Annotated in this window: 19 protein-coding genes, 2 tRNA genes and 2 pseudogenes; 12 read left to right on the plus strand and 11 right to left on the minus strand. The window is 66.5% G+C overall.

What is annotated here, in order from left to right:
* Window positions 1-59: 59 nt before the first annotated feature.
* Window positions 60-1157 (plus strand): sensor histidine kinase, encoded by a 1098-nt coding sequence (locus tag ACFQJD_RS18710; RefSeq protein WP_379800270.1) that lies wholly within the window; start codon window positions 60-62, stop codon window positions 1155-1157.
* Between the two features lie 18 nt (window positions 1158-1175).
* On the opposite strand, the gene ACFQJD_RS18715 is transcribed toward ACFQJD_RS18710, so the two are convergent.
* Together ACFQJD_RS18715 and ACFQJD_RS18720 are read right to left on the minus strand one after the other, a co-directional pair.
* A complete protein-coding gene (locus ACFQJD_RS18715; protein WP_379800272.1) occupies window positions 1176-1445 on the minus strand; it encodes a DUF7538 family protein in 270 nt (89 codons plus the stop codon).
* Window positions 1446-1485: 40 nt separating this feature from the next.
* Window positions 1486-2003, minus strand: a pseudogene (locus tag ACFQJD_RS18720) (DUF192 domain-containing protein).
* Window positions 2004-2093: 90 nt separating this feature from the next.
* Between ACFQJD_RS18720 and ACFQJD_RS18725 the strand changes: the two are divergent.
* The 6 genes and pseudogenes from ACFQJD_RS18725 (at window position 2094) to ACFQJD_RS18750 (ending at window position 6855) form a co-directional block, all read left to right on the plus strand.
* Window positions 2094-2166 (plus strand) — tRNA-Val (locus ACFQJD_RS18725).
* Window positions 2167-2488: 322 nt separating this feature from the next.
* Window positions 2489-4247 (plus strand): annotated as a pseudogene (locus ACFQJD_RS18730) (acyl-CoA dehydrogenase family protein).
* 61 nt (window positions 4248-4308) lie between these two features.
* Complete coding sequence (locus tag ACFQJD_RS18735) at window positions 4309-4860, plus strand: DUF7504 family protein (RefSeq protein WP_379800274.1); 552 nt, start codon at window positions 4309-4311, stop codon at window positions 4858-4860.
* Between the two features lie 67 nt (window positions 4861-4927).
* Window positions 4928-5503, plus strand: a complete 576-nt coding sequence (locus ACFQJD_RS18740) for a hypothetical protein (protein ID WP_379800276.1) — start codon at window positions 4928-4930, stop codon at window positions 5501-5503.
* Between the two features lie 57 nt (window positions 5504-5560).
* Window positions 5561-5634, plus strand: a tRNA-Phe gene (locus tag ACFQJD_RS18745).
* 519 nt (window positions 5635-6153) lie between these two features.
* On the plus strand, window positions 6154-6855 hold the full coding sequence (locus ACFQJD_RS18750) for an FkbM family methyltransferase (RefSeq protein WP_379800278.1): 702 nt from the start codon (window positions 6154-6156) through the stop codon (window positions 6853-6855).
* Between the two features lie 246 nt (window positions 6856-7101).
* Here the strand turns inward: ACFQJD_RS18750 and solA are convergent, their stop codons facing one another.
* From solA to eif1A, 5 genes are all read right to left on the minus strand, one after another.
* A complete protein-coding gene (solA, locus tag ACFQJD_RS18755) occupies window positions 7102-8241 on the minus strand; it encodes an N-methyl-L-tryptophan oxidase (protein ID WP_379800280.1) in 1140 nt (379 codons plus the stop codon).
* A gap of 273 nt (window positions 8242-8514) precedes the next feature.
* Window positions 8515-9297 (minus strand): 2-amino-3,7-dideoxy-D-threo-hept-6-ulosonate synthase, encoded by a 783-nt coding sequence (locus ACFQJD_RS18760; RefSeq protein WP_379800282.1) that lies wholly within the window; start codon window positions 9295-9297, stop codon window positions 8515-8517.
* A 231-nt stretch (window positions 9298-9528) separates the two neighbouring features.
* Window positions 9529-11244: a hypothetical protein gene (locus ACFQJD_RS18765; RefSeq protein ID WP_379800284.1), complete on the minus strand. Its 1716-nt coding sequence runs from the start codon at window positions 11242-11244 to the stop codon at window positions 9529-9531.
* Between the two features lie 487 nt (window positions 11245-11731).
* On the minus strand, window positions 11732-13720 hold the full coding sequence (locus ACFQJD_RS18770; RefSeq protein WP_379800286.1) for an Eco57I restriction-modification methylase domain-containing protein: 1989 nt from the start codon (window positions 13718-13720) through the stop codon (window positions 11732-11734).
* A gap of 176 nt (window positions 13721-13896) precedes the next feature.
* Window positions 13897-14181 (minus strand): translation initiation factor eIF-1A, encoded by a 285-nt coding sequence (gene eif1A / locus ACFQJD_RS18775; protein WP_379800287.1) that lies wholly within the window; start codon window positions 14179-14181, stop codon window positions 13897-13899.
* Window positions 14182-14278: 97 nt separating this feature from the next.
* On the opposite strand from eif1A, the gene ACFQJD_RS18780 reads away from it, so the two are divergent.
* Window positions 14279-14473 carry a cold-shock protein gene (locus ACFQJD_RS18780; protein WP_379800289.1) on the plus strand — a complete coding sequence of 65 codons (195 nt, stop codon included), beginning with the start codon at window positions 14279-14281 and terminating at the stop codon, window positions 14471-14473.
* 112 nt (window positions 14474-14585) lie between these two features.
* Here the strand turns inward: ACFQJD_RS18780 and ACFQJD_RS18785 are convergent, their stop codons facing one another.
* Both ACFQJD_RS18785 and ACFQJD_RS18790 read right to left on the minus strand, forming a co-directional pair.
* A complete protein-coding gene (locus ACFQJD_RS18785) occupies window positions 14586-15326 on the minus strand; it encodes a DUF429 domain-containing protein (RefSeq protein WP_379800291.1) in 741 nt (246 codons plus the stop codon).
* Between the two features lie 118 nt (window positions 15327-15444).
* The gene (locus ACFQJD_RS18790; RefSeq protein WP_379800293.1) at window positions 15445-15594 is read right to left on the minus strand and encodes a hypothetical protein; all 150 of its coding nucleotides are present in this window, start codon (window positions 15592-15594) and stop codon (window positions 15445-15447) included.
* Window positions 15595-15764: 170 nt separating this feature from the next.
* Here ACFQJD_RS18790 and ACFQJD_RS18795 point away from each other — a divergent pair, with 170 nt between their 5' ends.
* Window positions 15765-16214, plus strand: a complete 450-nt coding sequence (locus ACFQJD_RS18795; protein ID WP_379800295.1) for a MaoC family dehydratase — start codon at window positions 15765-15767, stop codon at window positions 16212-16214.
* Entirely contained in the window at window positions 16211-17044 is an 834-nt protein-coding gene (locus ACFQJD_RS18800) for an amidohydrolase family protein (RefSeq protein WP_379800297.1), read from the plus strand. The genes ACFQJD_RS18795 and ACFQJD_RS18800 overlap by 4 nt, the downstream gene beginning before the upstream one ends.
* A 238-nt stretch (window positions 17045-17282) precedes the next feature.
* On the opposite strand, the gene ACFQJD_RS18805 is transcribed toward ACFQJD_RS18800, so the two are convergent.
* Entirely contained in the window at window positions 17283-18341 is a 1059-nt protein-coding gene (locus ACFQJD_RS18805) for a TatD family hydrolase (protein WP_379800299.1), read from the minus strand.
* A 285-nt stretch (window positions 18342-18626) separates the two neighbouring features.
* Between ACFQJD_RS18805 and ACFQJD_RS18810 the strand changes: the two genes are divergently transcribed.
* Together ACFQJD_RS18810 and ACFQJD_RS18815 are read left to right on the plus strand one after the other, a co-directional pair.
* A complete protein-coding gene (locus ACFQJD_RS18810; protein ID WP_379800301.1) occupies window positions 18627-18758 on the plus strand; it encodes a hypothetical protein in 132 nt (43 codons plus the stop codon).
* Window positions 18759-18821: 63 nt separating this feature from the next.
* Window positions 18822-19301, plus strand: a complete 480-nt coding sequence (locus ACFQJD_RS18815; RefSeq protein ID WP_379800303.1) for a halocarboxylic acid dehydrogenase DehI family protein — start codon at window positions 18822-18824, stop codon at window positions 19299-19301.
* Between the two features lie 327 nt (window positions 19302-19628).
* On the opposite strand, the gene ACFQJD_RS18820 is transcribed toward ACFQJD_RS18815, so the two are convergent.
* Window positions 19629-20642, minus strand: coding sequence for a 3-hydroxyacyl-CoA dehydrogenase family protein (locus ACFQJD_RS18820; protein ID WP_379800305.1), 1014 nt, complete (start codon window positions 20640-20642; stop codon window positions 19629-19631).
* Between the last annotated feature and the right edge of the window lie 3 nt (window positions 20643-20645).

Raw genomic sequence — 20645 nt, forward strand, 5'->3', positions numbered from 1 at the left:
CCTGTCTCGCGGCGGTCGTCACTCAGCACCTTTTTCCAGGGCCATCTCCGATGGCCACTATGAGTCTACACTCGGTGAGAACAGCACCACCCTGGGTCGCCCCCTGGGTCGTCGTGGGCGTCGGCTGTACACTCATCGGGGTCGCGCTGTACAATTTCGCCCGCGAAATACGGATTCTCGACACCCTCTGGCCACCCGTCGTTGCCGTGGCTCTCTCGGTGGGGTTGGCCGGCGGACTGGTCGCCGCCGGGTTGCGCCTCCGGGAGAGCAATCTCCGCCCCGTGGCGCTCTGGCGGGTCGCCGGCTGGTCGCTCGGCGGGAGCGCGTTTCTCGTCCTCGTTTCCGTGCTGACCATCGCGATCCGCCTCGCCGAGGGCCGCGTCGTCGACGAGGCCGTCCTCGACCTCCTGGTGAGTAGCGCCGCCGGCGGACTGGCGGGCTATCTCATCGGGATGAACACGGTGCGTGCCGACCACGAAGCGGCCGACGCACGACAGGCCAGGGACGCGCTGGCTTTCCTGAATCGACTCCTGCGCCACGAACTCCTGAACGGAACGAACGTCATCCACGGCTACGCGGCCCAACTCGACGACGCCGTGCCCGACGCCGAGGCGGACCGACTCGACGCGATCCTCGCCCGGAGCGAGGACCTCGCGGACCTCGTTCGGACGATGCAGCCCGCCGCCCGCACGTTTACGGCCGATGGTTCTCTCGACGCCGTCGATCTCTCGAGCGTCCTCGACCGACGCATCGAGACGATCCGTCGAACCTATCCACACGCCGACGTCACCGCCGACGTTCCGTCCGAGGTGTACGTCCGCGCGAACGACGCGCTCGCGTACATCGTCCACAATCTGCTGGCGAACGCCGTCGAACACAACGATTCGGACGCGCCCCACGTCGACGTCGCGGTCGACGTGCGGGGTGACACGGTCAGAGTCGACGTCGCGGACGACGGCCCCGGCGTCGCCGACGACCGGAAAGAAGAGATCTTCCGGACGAAGACCCACACGGAGCGGGGCTTCGGCCTCTATCTCGTTCGGACGCTGATCACGCGCTACGGCGGCGAGGTGTGGGTCGAGGACAACGAGCCACGGGGGAGCGTCTTCGTCGTCGAACTCCCGCGGGTGGCCACGAAGCCGTCCAGCGACCCGTGAGGCCGGGACGGCACACGCCTACAGTTCGTGCGCCTCCGCGTCGGGGTCGACGCCGGCCTCGCTCAGGTCCTCGCGGATCCGCGTCCGGAGCGGGTCGGGAACCGTATCGCGGGAGACGGGGACCGCCGTCTCGCCGTCCCCTTTCACCTTCCAGTAGAGGACGCAGTCGCTCGGTTCGTAGTATTCGATGGCGTAGTTGTCGTCGACGCCGCGGTAGTGGACGCGCGCGGCGAACCCCTCCGCTCGCCACCCCTCCAGCTCGGAGAGCGCGTCGATTCGATCGCCCATGGACGACGCTCGTCGTCGAGACGGGTGGGGTTTTCGGTGGCTACCGATCGCCGACGACCATCCGGTCGCCGACGTCGATGCCCGTCTCGTTCGTGTAGCCCATCGGCACTTCGACGACGTACTTCCCCCGCCCCCGGTAGCGTTTTAGCCCGCCGTCGCCCGCCGGCAACGGCGCGTGGTGGACGGCGGTGACGGTCCCGCTCGCGTCGACGAAGACGATGTCGAGCGGGAAGTCCATCTTCCGCATGACGTAGGCGTGAGTGCCCTCCGAGTCGTGGACGAACAGCATTCCTCGCCGTCGTCCAGCGACTCGGTGTCGCTCAGGCCGGTGTAACGCTTCGCCAGCGTGTCGGCGACGCGAACCTGGACGGCGGCGAGTTCCGTCCCGTTCTCGTCGACGAACGTCACCGTCGTCCGCTCGTAGCCGTCCGCCGGCGAGCGATTCGTTCCGTCGCCGTCGGTCGGCGTCGCCGACCCGTCCGTCGAGGGCGGGAAGGCGGCACAGCCGCTCGCGAGGAGGAGGCAGACGACGGCGACGAGTCCCACGCGCGAGGCCACGTCGGCGACTGGCGGCGGCGGCGGGTAAACGTTCCGAGCGCGGGGCGAATGGGAAACGGTTATTCGGGCGTGGCGGCAACGTTCGGTCACGGGCTCGTGGTCTGCTGGTTATGACGCGGCCTTTACAAGGCCGAAGTCGGTGGTTCGAATCCGCCCGAGCCCACTTCTCTGCGACCGACCGACGAGCGCAGCGAGGAGCGTCGTCGCAGTGTGTGTCTGACGCGGATTCGACATCCAGAGGACGAGCGGAGCGAGTCCTCGTGGTTCGAATCCGCCCGAACCCATAAGAACGCTCGCGAACGACAGCGAGCGTGCGTTCGTACGTGAGGGCGTTCGAATCAGGGAACGACGCGAGCGCAGCGAGCGGAGTGACCGTGGTCCGACTCCGCCCGAGCCCTGTGGCAACCGGCGCGACGAACACGCCGGCTCGGGCAATCGCCCGCTCCCTATGCTTATAGGTGACACGAAACATTGATTACCGGAGTATGGACACACCAGTCGACTACAGCCAGTTCAACGAGGGCAAAGACGTCAACTACTGGGAACTCGACCGGACGCTGCAATACGAACTCGAACGCATCTACGGCGACGACGAGTTCGCCTGGGGCGAGCCACGGCTGTCCGAATTCGGCGAGGCCGTCGGACACACGATGGCCGAGAACGCCGACGTCATCGACGACCACGGTCCGGAGTTACGGACGTACGACCGAGACGGCGACGTCGTCAACGAGATCGAGTACCATCCGGCGCAGTTCGAGAACGAGCGGTTGATGCACGAACACGGGACGATCGCGGACGTGTTCCACGCCCCGCCCGGCCGGGACGAGCCCATGCCCCACGGTCACTCGATCGCGATGGAACACCTGCTGTCGTACGTCGACACCGGGCTGGGCTGTCCGACGGGGATGACGGCGGCGGCGGCGATGGTGTTCGAGCAGTTCGACCACGACGAGACGCTGGACCGGTATTTCGAGGGCAACCGCCCGCGACTACGACGACGCGATGCTCTCGGCCATGTTTCTGACCGAGAAACAGGGCGGGAGCGACGTCGGCGCGACCGAGACGGTGGCCCGACGGGCCGACGACGGGACGTGGCGACTCACGGGCGAGAAGTGGTTCTGTTCGAACCTCGACGCGGAGTTCGTCTTCACGCTGGGACGCTTCGAGGACGGCGATCCCGGGACCGAGGGGTTGGGGATGTTCCTGCTTCCGCGTCGAAAGCCCAACGGCGAGCGCAACGACTACTACTTCCGTCGGCTCAAGGACAAGCTCGGCACGATCAGCGTCCCCACGGGCGAAGTGGAACTCGACGACACCTTCGCGTACCTGTTCGGCGAGGCTGACCGCGGCTTCGAGTACATGTCGCTCATGCTCAATCGGTCGCGGTTGGCCGTCGCCGCCTGGAGCACGGGTATCATCGGTCGGGCGCTGCTCGAGAGCAAAATCCACGCGGCGAATCGCGAGGCGTTCGGGAAACGACTCGACGAACACGCCCTGATGCGGGCCGACCTCGTCGACATGGCCGTCGACTACGAGGCCGCCGTGGCGTTTCTCTACGACACGGCCGACCACTTCGACCGATGGGCGCGCGCGGACGACGACGATGCCTACCGCGCCATGCGGTTGCTCCTCTCGACGTCGAAGTTCCGCATCGCACGCACGGGGGTCGACGCGGCGTCCTACGGGATGGAGATCCTCGGCGGCAACGGCTACGTGAACGGCTTCGTCACCGAACGCCTCTTCCGGGACGCACAGGTCCATCCCATCTGGGAGGGGACGACCAACATGCTCGCTCTCGACGTCGTGCGGGCGATCGGCCGCGAAGACGCCCACGAACCCGTGCTGTCGATCGTCGACGACCGCCTCGACGACGTCACCCATCCGGCCCTCGAGGACCTCGCTGCCACCGTCGAAGACGAACGCGACGGCCTCGCGGCTGCCATCGCGGAGATCGAGGCGTCGGATCGGGACTACGCCGAACTGCACTCGAAGGAACTCACCCACTACGTGTTCGACGTCTACACCGCGGCCCTGTTGCTGGCCGAGGCACAGGCCCGACTCGATGCCGAGGGCGACGCCCGCAAGGCGCTCGTCGCCGAGCGGTTCGTCGAGACGTACCTCCGGTCCCGCAGCGAACGGGGTATCACGAGCGGAGACGAACTCCCGATCGACGCGTTCGACGCCATCGTTCGGTACGCGACGGCCGAACCGGACCTCCTCGACGCCACGCCGGCGGCGCAGTAACTCCGCCCTGTGGTTCGCTAACCCCCGATTAACTTTCCCCGCGGTTCTCGCAGGGGCACGTATGCCCGCATACGATCGCGTGGCCGACTCGGGGAGCGTACTCCTGTTCGACGCCGGGAGCGAGACGTGCGGCTGTCCGCGGCTCGCCGACCCGGCGCGCCACACGAACCTCCTCGGCGTGACGTTCACGCGCACGTCCTCCGAGTTCCTCGACGTCCACCGCGGCGCGTTCGACACGGCCCCCGCTCGCGTGCTCGTCCTCGCTGACGACCGGAGCGTCGACGCGGCGCAGCGGCGTATCGACGCCGCCACGGCTGACGGCCCGGTGGACGTACGATCCGTCCCCTCACCCGCAGCCCTGTCAGACGTCGGACTCGTCGTGAGCGAGACGCTCGACGACTGGCGGACCGCCCGTGGTCGGTCCGTCCTCTGTTTCGACTCCGTGACGTCGCTTCTCGAACACAGCGACCTCGATCGGGTTTTTCGGTTCCTGCACACGCTGGCGGCCGAAGTCGACGCGGTGGGCGGGGTGGCTGCCTTCCACGTCGATCCCACAGCCCACGACCAGCAGACGTTACACGTCCTCGAAACGCTGTTCGACGACGCCCCGTAGCGCCCCGGTCGTTCGCCGCTCCGATTTGGCCAGTAAGCCTTTGCGCAGTGACCTACATACGTGTCGTATGTCCGAGAACGAGGCGGAGGACGCGCCTGATGCCGACTCCGACTCGCGACAGTGGGGGACGCTCACGGCCCTGTTCCTCGTTTTTCTCGTCGTCGGCGGCATCGGCGCGTACGCGCTGGCGTTCGGTCCGGGCGTCGACGGGGGACAAGCGGGGCCGCCCGACGATAGCGTGCGTGCGACGACAGCGACGTCCGCTCCGTCGACCGCGGCCGCGGGATCGTCTCGAACCACGACCGCCTCCGGCGCGGCGTTCTCGTTCGCTATCGACCGCATCGAGCGATGCGGGCAACGCTGCCGGGACGTGACCGTCACGCTGACGAACACGGGCCAGTCCCCCGCGTCGAACACGCACGTCACGACGCGCATCTTCGCCGGAGATAAGCGCATCTGGCAAGGACAGAGCGATCTCGGCACCCTCGACGTCGACGAGGCCGTCACGCGAACGCGTCGGGTCAAGATCGGCTATCTCGACGCCGCGCGCATCAAATCCAACGACGGCTACATCCGCATCGAGACGTCGGTGACGTGGGACGGCGGGTCGACGACGTTCGTCGACCGACGGAAGGTCGCGTAGCGGCGCCCCGCCGTATTCCGAAATCCTTTTGGCCGCAATCGCCTTCCTCCAAGATGCGCCGCCTTAGCTCAGACTGGGAGAGCACTCGACTGAAGATCGAGCTGTCCCCGGTTCAAATCCGGGAGGCGGCATTTTTCTGCGAACGAAGTGAGCAGTGAAAGTGCTCGTGAACGGATTTGAACGAGACCGGGAACGCGCAGCGAAGCGAGCATTTCCGGGTGTAGTTCACAATCCGGGAGGCGGCATTCCACTTTTACTCCCTCGGATTCGCTCCATTCGGTTGCGAACCGCTCGTCGCAAAAACGTGAGGAGGAATCTTCCCGAGCACGTGGCAATTCCCAGAAGGAAATCAGATAGTATCCCGAATACCAACTGGCCAGATGCGCTCGGTGGTCTGCGAAGATCGTCACGAGAGAACGTCAGATTTCGGAAACAACCACGTGGATTCGTCCGATTGTGCATGGTATGGAAGCCCCTAATACGTGACCAGTAGATTGATATTCGGTGGCTTAAAAGGCAAGCATATGATAAAACGAACTCGCAGTGCTCTCTCACGTATCCCTGAATATGCACCTACGCGTATCACGAAGAGCCTGAAAGGGACGATCGTACACGACTTATATGACGTTATTGATCAGGATCTCCCGGAGATGGAACAGCGGGAACTCTCGTTGGTAGATGTTGAGTTACCCGATGGCGCGAAACGGGAGATGTATTTCGTCGATCCGTCATATCAATTAAACGAACAACGAAAGCAAAAATATTATGAACCAATACTAACTGAGGAATTATTCGATCAGTTCTCTTCTGATTCCGTGTTCTATGACATTGGCAGCTATTTCGGATATTATTCGCAATTAGCATCCTATTCCGGCGTCCCTGCTGAAAATATCTTCGCCTTCGAAGCAGATTCGACTCGGTATGAATTTCTGGAAGAAGTACACGGGAACGACGGCGTCCGAACAGTTAACGCGTTTGTTGGAAACGAAACGAGTTCTAACGGAATTCGTTTAGACAATTTTGTTTCAACAAACCCACATCCGTCTATTATTAAGATCGACGTTGAAGGCGGCGAATTTGACGTATTACAGGGAATGAGGGATACTATCGGATCTGCCCGTCCGATCCTGTACATCGAACTTCACCCGCAAGTATATTCGAATTTTGGCGTCTCGGTAGACGATATTATAACCCTCCTCCATGAAAACGACTATCAGATATGGATGGCGAACCATCGGGACGGTTCGACGTGGGAAGAGGCGTCACTGGAGGCTCTCCCGAAGTACAACCCCGAGACTGAAGATACAAACACTCCAGAGAACACTTATCTGATTAAAGCGGATACACAGTGACTGCTGAAAACTCTTGAAATACATTTTCATCCTTTCAGCATCTATTTCTCCCCGTTTGGGGGTATACTTTCACAGAATCCTGAACTGTGCTGCCTGATCGCATGCGGATCTCTTTAAGAGATACCGTTTCGTGACGTCTCCTCATTGTCGTGGCGGTCGCGGAGAGCAGGTGGGGCCTTCCGATCCCGGTACGGACTGCGGGAGTCGTTCGCAGGCGAAATCGCCCCGGTGAGCGCTGGAACGGCGTCACGCCCGGTCGAATCGGTCCAGACCGAACAGGTCGATGTCGTGATCGGTTTCCCCGTCGATCGCGAGGTCGGCGAGGATCTCCCCGATCACGCTCGCGAATTTGAACCCGCGGCCGGAGAATCCCGCCCCGACCGTGATTCGAGGCCGGTCGGGAAGCGTGTCGAGGACGAACTGTTCGTCCGGGGTGTTGGTGAACATACAGGTGGCGAGTTTCATCGTCGGCCCGGCCCCGTCGGGGAAGTATCGCTCCGCGTACGCCCGGAGCAGTTGCTCGTCTTTCGGGCGTGGCTGTCGATTCATCTCGTCGGGGTCGACGGTCTCCTCGAAGTGATTGAACTTCCCGAATTTGAACCCCGGGACGTCGTGGCGGGGGAACCCGTAGTAGTGGCCGTCTTCGGTCGCGTGGACGAACACGGGGAAATTCTCGCGGTCGAACCGTTCGGGAACGGTCGGCTGAAGCCACGCGAGTACCTGTCGCTCGGGGACCGCGAGCTCCTCGAGTTCGGGGACGAGCTTTCGCGTCCACGCGCCCGCCGTCACGACCACGCGCTCCGCTTCGTACGTCCCTTTCTGGGACGTCACGCGCACCCCGCCGTCGGACAGCGGGGTGAGATCCACGACCGATTCGCGCGCTCGGATCTCGGCCCCCGCCGCCTGCGCCGCCTCGACGGACGCGATGATGCACTGTTCGGGCACGAGGAAGCCGGCGTCGGACTGATACACCGCGTGGTGGTCCGCTGGTAACGCGTAGCCGGGGAATCGCTCGTTCACCTCGGCTGCGGACAGGATCTCGTGGTCGATGTCGTGTGCTTCGCACGACTGCACTGCTCCCCGGAACACCTCGCTGTCCCGCGGCCCGGCGTCGACACCGCCCGTGATGTAGAGCAGGTCGCGGCCGGTTCGTTCCTCGAGGTCGCGCCAGAGGTCGTACGCCCGCTCGACGAGGGGCACGTACGCCGGATCCTCGTACTGTACTTTCCGGATGATTCTCGTGACGCCGTGTGACGATCCCATGTCGTGTGGGACGTCGAACTGTTCCAGTCCGAGAACGTCCAGCCCGCGGTTTGCCAGCTGATACACCGTCGCGCTCCCCATACCGCCGACGCCGACGACGACGACGTCGTACCGATTTGTCATGTATCGCCGTTCGGAGGGAACGACAAAGTAACTCCGGTGCTCGGAGGCGACGGCCCCGTTCGAACGCCGTGGGCGCGCCGCCACGCCGCGTTTCGACGTCTACGGGGCGGTTCACGACAAGCACTCCGTCGTGGAGACACCCCGGGGGCACGGGACCCCCGACGCCCGTCCGCCAGGCGCTGTCGGAGATGTGGGTCGCCCACCGGATCCCGTACTCCCTCGAAGTCACGTTGATGGACGAATACCGGGCGTGGCGCGACGGACTCGCAGTGGTCAGAGCCCGCCGATGGCCATCGCCTCGTCGACGTCGGCGTCGTCGTGGACGATGCTGGCGACGGCGCGTGTGATCCCCTCGGGGTCGTCGTGCTGGAACACCGACCGCCCCATCGAGACGCCGGCCGCGCCGGCGTCGACCGCGCCGCGGACCTGTTCGAGTTGCGTCCGGTCGTCGTCGGGGCTCCCGCCGGCGACGATGACGGGCGTCCGCGTCGACTCGACGACGTGTTCGAAGCTCTCTGCGTCGCCGCTCCACGCCGTCTTGACGACGTCCGCTCCGAGTTCCTGTCCGAGTCGAGCGGCGTGTCCGAGGTTCTCCGCGTCGTGTTCGTCGACGCCGGGGCCGCGGGCGTAGGTCATCGCCAGGACGGGCATCCCGTAGTCGGCGGCCTCGTTCGTCACGTCCGCGAGGTCCTCTATCTGGTCGCCTTCCTGCAGGCTCCCGACGTTCAGGTGGATCGAGACGGCGTCGGCTCCCGCCCGGACCGCCTCTTTTACCGTTCCGGTCAGCCGCTTGTCGTTCGGGTCGGCCTCGCCCAGCACCGTCGAGGCGTTGAGGTGGACGATGTAGCCCGCCCCGTTCTTGTTCGGGTGGACGAGCGGCGCGAGCCCTTTCTGGGTGAGCACGCTGTCGGCACCGCCTCGGGTCACCGCGTCGACGGTCGACTCGATGTCTTTGAGCCCCGTCACCGCGCCCATGGTGATGCCGTGGTCCATCGGGATGTTGACTATCCGCCCGTCTGTACCGATTCGTTCGAGCCTGGCCTGCGTTCCGTTCATGGTGTCACCTTCTCACATAGGACTTAATGTATTCTGCTTTCGGCGCGATTGGCCGAGGGATTCGCGGTCCGGCGTCACGGTGTACAGCCCCGCCCCCGCGGCGCATCTCGGCGGCGGGCCGACGTAACCGGCCACGTCGGTGAGTCGATCGGTGACCGGCGCGCCCCGGCCTACGTCGCCTCGCTTGCGGAAGCCGTCCGGATCACGGGGCGTGGTCCGGCTCCCGGACGCTCAGAGGACCGCGTCGTCGACCACTTTCGGCACGATTTCGGCCTCCGCGAGCGGCGCGAGGTTGATTTCGACGCCGTGTTTGCGGTTCGGCCGGTAGCCCGCCGTCGTGATCTCGTCGAGCGCGCGGTCCGCCCAGGCGGACGGGAGGTCGCTCGCGAGCGCGTCGCACGCCTCCTCGACGTCGGCCGCCAGCGCCCGGTACTCGTCGACGCCGCTCGCCAACTCGGAGCACAACCGCCGGCGATGGGGGACGTCCTCGTCGAGACGCGCCTGGTCGGCCGCGTCGAACTTATCGAAGTAGTAGGTCGTAAAGAGGACGCCGTTGCTGGCGTAGTGGGCGGAGCCGACGAGGTCGGCGTAGTACTCGAAGAGGTCGTAGCGGTGCGCCGCGACGGGTTCGGACCCGTCCGTCGCGTACGCCTCGAAGGCGTCTCGGAGGTCGTCGAGGGCGTCGAGCCACTCGTCTCTGTTCTCCTGGACCGTCTCGTAGAAGGTGGGGCTGAACAGCTCCTCGACGTCGACGCCGTCGAGTTCGGCCAGTGCGTCGAGCGTCTCCAGTCGCGACGCGGTCTCCGCACGGAACTCGGCCACCTGCTCGGCCGCCGTTCGCGCGAGCCGCTGGTTCTCCACGGGCCACTCGCGCGGCCGTCCCCGCGCGAGGTCGGCCAGTCGCTCCTCGAACGCGTCGATCTGTTCGAGGCCGCTCTCACAGCGGGCGTACGCCTCCGCGGCGGCCGCTCGTTCCGACGCCGTGAGCGAGTCGTCGCTCCGCCGTCGGTTCGCCGCGCTCCGGCGCTCCCGGAGGACGGCCTTCCGCGGTTCGAGATACCGGCTCTGGAGCCGGTCGAAGACGCCCGCGTCGAGCTGGTGGTAGTCGACGAGACAGGCGAACCCTTCGCCCTCGGGATCGGAGACGAGGCGCTCCGTCGTGAGTCGCCACAGGATCGGCGTCCGGTCGAACTTCGCGACGTGGTGGTCGAACAGGTCGGTTTCGAGCCACTCGCGGATGTTCGGATACGCCTCGTCGTCGGCCGTCTCGCTCCCGAGCACCCGATCGACTTCGACGAGGCGGTCCGTCGCGTGGTCGCCGAACAGCCGCGAAAACTCTGCTTCGACGCGGTCGAGGAGGTCGGGCTCGCCGTCGACGTCGGAGAGCGGAACGACGCCGTCGTCGTCGTCTTGGACGATCCGGATCGCGAGGTGGAGCAACAGGTCTTTCACCATCTCGGGGAACGCCTCGGTCGGTTCCGTGATGGCTTCGGGGTCGTACGCCGGCCGGTTGCGCGGGTCCTCGATGGTCCGGAGCGCGATCTCCCGCAGGACCATCTCCCGCTGGTCGTCGGAGAGCCCGAACCAGTCGAAGACGGCGTCGTCGATGGCGTCGGCGCACGTCTGGAGATCCGCCTCGACGCGTTCGAGATGTCTCGCGGCGGCGACCCCGAGTTCCGACAGGGAGCTGTCGGGGGTCACCGACTCGGACGGGTCGTCGAGTTCGATCCGGTCGCGGAGGTCCCTGTGCGGATGGTCGTAGCTCGGGAGCGGGTCGTCGATCCCGAGGACGGAGAGCAGGACCGGCCCCCGGTAGTGCGGCGAGTCGAAGTCGTACTGGCGTTTCGTCACGAGGTGGCCGATGGCGCGCTTCGCGAGGCGTTCGGCGTTGTCGTCCGCGGCCAGCGCCTCGGGCCAGGGAGCTTCGCGACCTGGCTCCCCTCCCACATCCGCTCCGTCGTCTGGGCCAGCATCAGGTAGGTGACAAGCCGGCTGTTGGCGTACGCCAGCAGGAGCCACCGGTCGACGTCGCCGAGGATGACCGGGCCCTTGTTGCCGAAGACGGATCGGGGGTGGAGGTAGCCGAAGCGACGCCCCGACCGCTTGACCCGGTTGTACGTGACGCCCTCCCGGAAGTAGTGGTCGGCGTTGCTCACGTTCGAGTTGGGATACCGCGCAATTTCGCGGCCGTCGTCCGCCCACAGCACCGTCTCGGTGACCCGGGGGAGCAGCCAGGTGTCGCGGCCGCCTTTCGCCAGCGGGACCCACTCGTCGCTTGGCCGCTCCCAGAACGACCGGATGAACCGGTCGTTGTTCCCCGTCTGGAGTCCGATCTTGATCGAGCCGACGTCATCCCTGTCGAGACCGGCGTTGTCGGCGTCGATGACCGTCTCCGCGTCGTACAGTTTCCGCAACTCCCACGGAACCCAGTACGTCAGCGGCGTGCCCGGGATCGCGCTGAACTCCGCGAGGTCGCGGGTGAACAGCCGGTCGACGTCGGGGTCGTCGCTCCCGAAGGCGGCCCGCAGAAACGCCCGTTCTTTCTCCGCTTTCGCCACGTCGGAGAGCCGGATGAACGTCCCCTCCTGTCCCCCTCGGCGTCCGAGCGAACCACCGTGCCGACGGTTCCGACGGTGGCGTTGTCGAGGACGTCGTAGCCGAACTCCGCGAAGAAGTCGAACGACCCCCGGTCGCCGACGAAGTCCTCCCGGAACCCCTGGAACGACCGATTGAACATGAACGACCAGGGGACGAGCATCCCGATGCGACCGTCGGATTTGACCAGCCGGTCGCACGCCTCGAAGAAGTTGACGTAGTACTCGCTCGTGTAACTGTACTGCTCTCGGACGTACGCTTGGACGTCGTCCGGCATCCGGCCGCGGGCCCCGTACGGGGGTTCATCAACGCGACGTCGTACTCCTGGGTCAACACGACCAGCAGATTCAGGAAGCTCCGGAGGTTCCGCTCCCCGAACGAGTCCGCCGTCCGCTCCTCGACGGCCGCCCGGAGGTCGCGCAGGAAGCCGTTCAGCGTGTGCGGACCGTCGCCGCCCCACTCCAGGACGTCCGTCTGGGCGTCCATGAGCGCCTCGGAGAGCGCCCCCTGGACGTCGAGCAGGCTCCCCAGCGCCTCGACCTGCTGGAACTCCTCGACGACATCGCCGAGCGCGTCGCGGACGTCCGTCCCTTCGCCGGCGACGTCGTCGAGGACGCCGACGGCCGCTTCGATTTCGGCGACGCGGGCGTCCGCACACGACTCCGAGACTCGGCATGTCGAAGCCGTCGGCACCCTCGGCTTCGGCGCGCGTCCGCCCCTTGAGATAGAGGTTGAACGCCGCGAGCTGACACGAGCGCAGGTCGATGTCGACGCCGTAGAGGTTGTGTTCGAGGATCTTCGCCGGGATCTCGGCCCGGTCGAGGTCCGTCTCGGCCCACCAGATGCGTTCGAGGACGTCGAAGGCGTAGAGGAGGAAGTGGCCGCTCCCGCAGGCCGGGTCGATGACCCGGAGGTCCGACGGGTGGTCGAACGACGGCGCGTCCCCGTCGGCGTCGTCGGGGAGGAGATAGGTGCAGAGTTCGGGGACGTCGGGCGCGTCTTCGGGCGTGACGGGGCGGCCCTTTCGCGCGTCGACGCCGCGGTCCGCGGGGTCCGGGATCGACGACTCGCGCCCCGTCGCTTCGAGGTAGAGTTTGCCGAGGCTGTTGTCGCCGAGCATCCGCACGACCCAGTGGGGCGTGTAGAACTGGTTCGCCGGGCCGACGTCTTCGGGTTCGAGCGCGTTCTTCGCGTCGAGGGCTTCGACGACGGGCCGGTTGTAGTATTCGTAGACCCAGCCGAGGACGTCGTCGGCGCGCCAGAGTTCGTCGGGGACGTCGTCGAGGAGTCGGCAGAGTGCTTCGAGGGTGTCGTCGTCGGGTTCGAGGAGGCTGTACGCCGACGACCGGTCGAACAGGATGCCGATTTCGTCGGCGAGGTCGTCGCAGGCGTCGTGATAGGCCCGGCGGATGGCCTCGTCTTCGAGCAGGAACTCCTCGTGGACGAGCGTCTCGGCCGCGGGGGTCAGCCCGTTGTCCTTGAACACGGTGACCTCCTCGCCGATAAAATCGCGCACCTCCAGACAGCGCAGCGCGGCGAGGCGGTTGACGACGGTGTAACCCACGCCGGCGACGTACTGCTCGACGGCCTCGCCCCAGGATTCGCCGTCGACGCCCTCGAGTTCGATCGCCTCGACGAGTCGCCGGTCGTCCGCGGAACGGTCCGGCGCGTCGTCCGGGCCGTCGTCCAGCCCCGCTGGGCCAGCTGGAATCTGACGTTGTCCTCGACCCGCTCGCGGAGCGACTCGACGACGTCTTCGAGGTGTTCGCGTTCGGCTTTGTCCAGTTGTACCGTGCGTCGAGAGGGTGACTCGCCTGCCATAGAACACTCCAGTGTGCCGGGACGGACGGCGGGAACGTCTTTAACGCTGCCGAACGGCGACCGGCGTCACGCCGCGCTCCCGAACGGGACTCGCCGCAGTTCTCACCGCCGGCGGTCCGTCGCCGTCGCTACCGCGTCAGAAAATCACGTCGCGAGTCGGGGATCGACCTCGCCGCAGAGAACTCAGTCGATGTGGCCTTCGCGCCGCAGCTGATCGGCGTCCTGTTCCGTGTACCGCCACTCGATGTTGGCTTTCTCGTCCTGCCAGTCCCACGGTTCGACGACGACGACGTCGCCCTCGCTGATCCAGGTCCGGTATTTCATGCGTCCTGGGATGCGGCCCATTCGGTTCTCGCCGTCTTCACAGCGGACGCGAACGTGGTTCCCGCCGTTGTGCTGTGTCACCACGGCGAACAGCTCGTCGCTCGAAGGCATCCGGAGGTTCCGGCGCCCTGTTTCCTCGCTCATACTATCCATACGAGGTGGACACTGATAACTCATCGGAGAGTCGTGGTACCACATCTCTCGGAACGGTTAACTGTACGACCCCCTCACCGTACTTGCAATGGCAAACGGTAAGGTTGATTTCTTCAACGACACTGGCGGTTACGGTTTCATCTCGACTGAGGATGCGGACGATGACGTATTCTTCCACATGGAAGACGTCGGCGGCCCGGACCTCGAAGAGGGACAGGAGATCGAATTCGACATCGAACAGGCTCCCAAGGGCCCCCGCGCGACGAACGTCACCCGACTCTAAGTCGACGACGCGTCGCAGCCGACTGACTCCATTTTTCGAGCGGAACGACGCCCGTAGCGCAGCGGTCGTGATCGATCGACCCGCCGAAATCGGACGCGAGACACCACAGCACCTATTTCAGCGGCGTCGCCGACCGATAGCACATCCGCATCGGGAGACCCGTCGGGTCCGTCTCGGGGGTCGGCGGTAACGTCCGCAGCTCGCCCGGCCCCGGCCGGGAGGTGTACGCGAGAGCGACGGCGTCGAGGACGTCGTCGACGGCGACGTCGTGGCCGCCCGTCGCCTCCGCCGCCGACTGGACGACCGGCGGCGCGTCGCGGTCGAACTCGGCGAGCGTCCGCATCCGTTCCGCGTAGCCCGCGGCGACGCGTTTCGAATACTCGAGCGGTTCGCCGGCGAACGCGCGAAAGCAAACCTCGGGGTGGGCCTCCGCGATCACGTCCCGCGCCTCGGCGACCTCCCGGAGGAGTTCGTCCACCGCGGCGATGCCGTCACTGATGGCGAACGCCTGCTTGGAGAGGCTCTTTCCGGCCTTGCGCTCGTTGACGCGTTTGGCGGCCGGATACCGGCGCTTGCGCGTCGCCTCCCGAACCGGCGGCGTGAACACCGACGATCGGCGCGGGCCCAGTACCTCCCGCGCCAGCGTCTCGCACTGCCGCCCCTCGCCGCCGTCTTCGACGAGGCCGATTGGGACGTCGAGAAGGACTCGGTCGGCCCGCTCCTCGTAGCGCAACCAGAGGTCGCCGACTTCGTCGAAGACGGCGGCGTGATCGTACCCCTCCCGATCGAACGCGACCGCGACCCACGATCCGGAACTCCAGTCCGCACCGACGTACAGCGGGTCGTCGCTCATCGTTCGTATCAGTTCTCTCGGGGGCAAAAACCCCCGTCAGACGGGGGTGGAGGCCGCCGTTCGCGGTGCGAGCGTGGCGATCGCTACGGCCGGGGTGGACGAACCGCCGCCGGGGTGTCTACGTCGGGTCGACGACGTCGCCACACCCCGGACAGTCGGCGTACGCGGCGGGCCCCGTCGCCGTCTCGTACTCGATGAGGACCCGCGACGCCGGAATCGACGCCTCGCAGTGCGGACACCTGCCGGTGTTTCGACTCGTGGATGACATGGAGTGGGGGAATGGAGCGCGTCCCACCGTGGGGCGCGACAGGAACGACTACGCCCCCATCGCCCATATACCTCCGCCATGCGGAGTGAAAGTGAAACTGGTCGGCTTTGCTCGGGCTGGCCACCGCGCCCGAAGAAAGACCTATCACTTCCCGCCCACCCATAACGGACATGCCCGGTCTCTACTACGAGGAGTTCGAAGTTGGCGACACCATCGAACACGAGCGGCGACGGACCATCAGCGAGTCGGACAACCAGCGCTTCTGTGACATGACGATGAATCAGCAACCACTCCATCTCGACGCGGAGTTCGCCGACGACACGCAGTTCGGCGAACGCCTCGTCAACGGCCTCTACACGATGAGTCTGGCCGTCGCGCTCACCATCCCCGACACCACCGACGGCACCATCGTCGCCAACCTCTCGTACGACAACGTCGAACACCCGAATCCGGTCTTTCACGGCGACACCGTCCGCGCGCGGTCGACGGTGACGGACAAGCGGGAGACGTCGGACGGCGACCGCGGCGTCGTCACGATGCACGTCGAGGCGTTCAATCAGGACGACGAACTCGTCTGCGAACTCGACCGAACGGCGCTGTCGCTGAAGCGTCCCGAATGACGCCCCCTTTCGCCCCCGCCATCGACGCCCACGTTCACGTCCTCCCCGAACGCTTGCTGGCGGCCGTCAGGAACGCCCTCAACGACGAGGCGGGCTGGGAGTTCGCCCATCCCACCGACCGCGAGGCCATCGAGGCCGTCCTCCACGAGGCCGGCGTCGAGCGGTACGTCTCGCTCCCCTACGCCCACCGCTCGGGCGTCGCTGCCGACCTGAACGAGTGGGTTCGCGCCCGCGCCGAGGAGTCCGAGATGCTGATTCCGTTCGCGACCGTTCACCCGGACGACGACGTGGCCGACGTCGTCTACGACGCCCTCGAAGCGGGCGCGCGCGGCCTGAAGTTCCACTGTCCGGTCCAGCGGTGTCCCCCCGACGACCCGCGTCTCGATCCGGCGTACGAACTCGCCGCCGACTTCGACCGCCCGGTGCTCTTTCACGCCGGCACCGCGCCGATGTTCCGCGGCGACTCGGCCGTCGGCCCCGTCCCGTTCGAATCGTTCGTCGCCTCCTTCCCCGACGTTCGCGCCTGCTGTGCGCACATGGGCGCGTACGACGTCGAGGAGTTCCTCGCCATCGCCGACGACTACGACAGCGTCTTCCTCGACACCACCTTCGCCATGTCGTCGGCCGCCGAGCGGTACATGGACTTCGACCCCGGGACCGTCGCCGACGACCGGATCGAGGAACTCTCCGACTCCATCATGTACGGATCGGACTTCCCGAACATCCCCTACGACTACGCCGCCGAGCGCGACCACCTGCTCTCGCGCGACCTCTCGGAGGCGACGTACCGCGATGTCTTCCGCCGGACGGCCGAGCGCTTTCTCGGCTAGCGGTCACCTTCGAGTCCGCTATTGTGGGATTGGTTCCCAATGGTTCCGACCCGATCCGCGATTGACCGTCTCGTACCCCTCATAGCAGGCGTTTTCTCCCCGTGACGCCGAGCAGCGACTGGTCTATGAGCACGGAACACCTCGACGGTGCCTCGACGTCAGCCTCGCCGCCGCCCCGCGAGTTCGAGTTACGCTCGGTCGTCGTCGACTACGACGTCGGCGCGAACCGCTGTACGCTCTACCCGGCCGACGTCTCCGAGGAGGAGCGACTGACCCACTGGCTCACCGCGGACGAGGACGCCTTCGCCGCCCTCACGGAGTGGCGCAGGTCGAGCACCGCCTTCGGGTTCTCGTAGACGACTTTCCGCACGTCCTCGCGCGGGACGCCGAGGCGTAGCAGGTCGAGTATCGTCCGCTTCATCGCGAAGGGGTCACACCGCATCGCGCCGATGAGGTCCGTGTCGACGAGGATGCGGTCCGGGCCGTACTCCTCGACGGCGTCGGCGACGTCGCGGGCGTCGACGCCGCGGAGCCAAGGCGCGCCGACGGTGAAAGAGAGGCGGCAGTTCGTGGTCTCCATCAGGTACGGGACGACGTCCCCGTCGACGTGGTCGATCACCACCTGCTCGTCCGCGAGGCCCGCCTCGTCGGCCAGTTCGACGTCCATCTCGACGGCGTCGCGTTTCGCCGTCTCGGCGTCGAGAAGCGGTTCCGTGAAGTTCCGATTCCCCTCCTCGTAACTGTGTGACTCCCGCGGATCCACGTCGCCCTTGCTCGACCCGGGCGTGTGGACCAGGACGGGGAGTCCGGTCTCGCGGGCGACGTGCATCTGCTCGCGAACCACGTCGCGCTGGCCGTCGAGCGGCCACTGCGAGGTGTGGTGCGTCGACTCGATCCCCGTCTCGCCGACGGCGACCACGCGGTCGTGGTCGCAGTACTCTGGGAGGGCAGCCAGCAGTTCGTCGGCGTCCTCGACGTGCGACCAGGTGTGGACGCCGACGGCGACGTACTGATCGTAGAAGTGGCGGTGGGTGAACGCCGCCGCCCGGCGGAGGGCGTCGTCCCACAGGAAGCGGACGTGTTCCGGCCGAACGGGTCGATACGGCGTCCAGTAGTAGCCCGCGGCGATCATCACCGCCGCCTCGCCGCCGCTCAGATCGAACTTCTCGCGGTCGTTCCACGTCAGCGACTGGGTGTGCTGGTGGGCGTCGATCCACGGGACGTCGACGGGGTCGGGCGGTGCGCCCGATTCCGGCGGTAGGCCGATCGGGCGTTTCGTCGGTTCGTCGTGGTCCATGTCGACACAACACGCAGTCCCCGCCAATACTCTGTTGGTCCACCGGGCGCGCCGCCCGCCGCTGCCACAAGGCCCTTATTGGTATGCCGTGAACGCGTGGAACGCGAGGGACGCCGAATCCGGCGACGAAGGCCCGTCACACGCTGATTTCCCTGCCGCTCTCCACGAGGTGAACCCAGCCATGAATCCACGACCCGCGAGTCGCAACGCTCCGAGCGACGCTCGACCGAGCACCGACCCTCCCAGACGGGGCCGAACGCGCCGCCAACCGGGGTGGTCGACGCCGTGACGCGCGTCGTCTGTGAGGCCTGCGGGACGGAGCAGCGCGTCTCGATATTCGACGTCGACCCCCGCTGTGACGGCTGTGGCGCGAGCGGAGACCGACTCGCTCCCGCTCCCGGGTCCCCCTTCGCCTGACCGGCCGACACGCCGTCGGAAACGGGGGCAACTGTTAACACACTCCGGGGACTCCCCGGTCGCATGGACACGAGTCGACAGCTGTACGAACGCGAGGCGACCGGCTGGAAACGCGGCCTCTACGACGACGTCCAGCACACCTTCCGTGCGCCGATCGTCAACTGGATTTTCCGCACGCTGACGGCGAACGAACCCGAGTTCACGCGCTATCTCTGGGGGCAAGTAAAGCCGATGTTCGAGACGGCGGCGTTCGGCCGCTACACCATTTCCTACAGGGATTCGGTGCTCTCGGCCGTCGAGGATCGCCACGACCTGCCGGTGTATCGCCGCGAGACGGTCGGCCTCTCGCCCGCCGAATACCGCGAGGCGGGGGCGCAACTCGCGACGTTCGACGTGGTCATCCCGCGTCTGGCCGTCCTCTTCGAGACGGTGGATCGACTCCTCCAGGGTGGCGACGTGGGCACGTCGCCGGCGACGGACCGGGCGGCGGCCGCGCCGATGCCCGACTGGCTGACCGCGACCGCGGCGTGTCGCCGTCGATGACGTCCTTCGAGGGGTCGGAACTCCCGATACCCGAGACGCTCGACGCCGTCGAGTCGTTCCACGGCTTCGACGACGGCCTGCCGAGCATCTATCGCTGCCTCCTCCAGTGGCCCGACCTGTTCGAGTCGATGTGGGCCGATATCGAACCCGTCCTCCACGACGACGCCTACGACCGCGCCCGGGCCGTCGCCGACGACACCGTGACGGCGTACGTCGATTCGACCCCGTACAGCCCCCGTCTCGCGCCCGACGACCTGCGGGGCGTCGGCGTCGACCCGGAGACGATTTCGGAACTCCAGGCCCTCTTCGCCGAGTTCAATCGCGGCTCTATCGAGACGCTCCTTCCCGCGGTGCCGCTGCTGTCGGCGATGCTCGGCGTCGAGGGGCCGCGCGAGGCGTTCTGTCGTCGCCCAACGCCCGCCGAATCGCCGCGATGCGCTCGTTGCGCCGGCGGACGACGGCCGCCGGCGGATCGTCGTAGTCGCGAAAGCCCGCGCCGTCCTCGACGCCGTTTCGCCCCGCCTCGATTCGCTCGTCGAACAGCGGGCTTGGCTCGTCGTCGTCGGCGAGGTGCGGGTAGAGTTCCGCCGCGATGTCCCGGAAGAGGTCGACCCCCGAGAGGTCGACCGTCTCGAAGGGGCCGACGGTGGCCGTCCGGAGGGCGTAGCCGTCGCGGACCGCGCGCTCGACGTCCGAGAGCGAGGCGACGCCCTCCTCGACGATGTGCATGCACTCGCGCAGGACGGCGAACTGGATGCGGTTCCAGACGAACCCCGGGACGTCCCGCTCGACGACGATGGGATCGCGGTCGACGGAGTCGACGAACGCACGGGTCCGCTCGACCGTCTCGTCGCTCGTCGCCTCGCCGCGGACGACCTCGACCAGCGGCATCAGATACGGCGGGTTCCACCAGTGACAGCCGACCACTCTGTCGGCGACGGCCGGCACCGTCTCGCCGACGTCGGTGATCGGGATGCCGGACGTGTTCGACGCGAGGACGGCATCATCGGACGCGGCGTCGGCGAGCGTGTCGAACACCTCCGCTTTCACGTCGACGTCTTCGGAGACGGTTTCGAGGACGAGGTCGGCGTCGCCGACGCCCGCCTCGACGTCGGTCGTCTCGTCGATGCGCCCCCGCACCGCCTCGACGTCGGCGTCCAGCAGCGACTCCTCGGCGAGGAAGGCGAGCGCGTCGTCGATCCTCTCGCGGGCGTCTGCCAGGTTCGATTCGCGGTGGTCGATCAGCGTCACGGGGGTGCCGGCGCGGGCGACCTGGACGGCGAGGCCGTGGCCCATCGTCCCCGCGCCGACGACGCTCACCGCGTGGGGCGTCTCGGTCATCGC

The organism is Haloplanus sp. GCM10025708 (assembly GCF_042663985.1).
Taxonomy (GTDB): domain Archaea; phylum Halobacteriota; class Halobacteria; order Halobacteriales; family Haloferacaceae; genus Salinirarus; species Salinirarus marinus.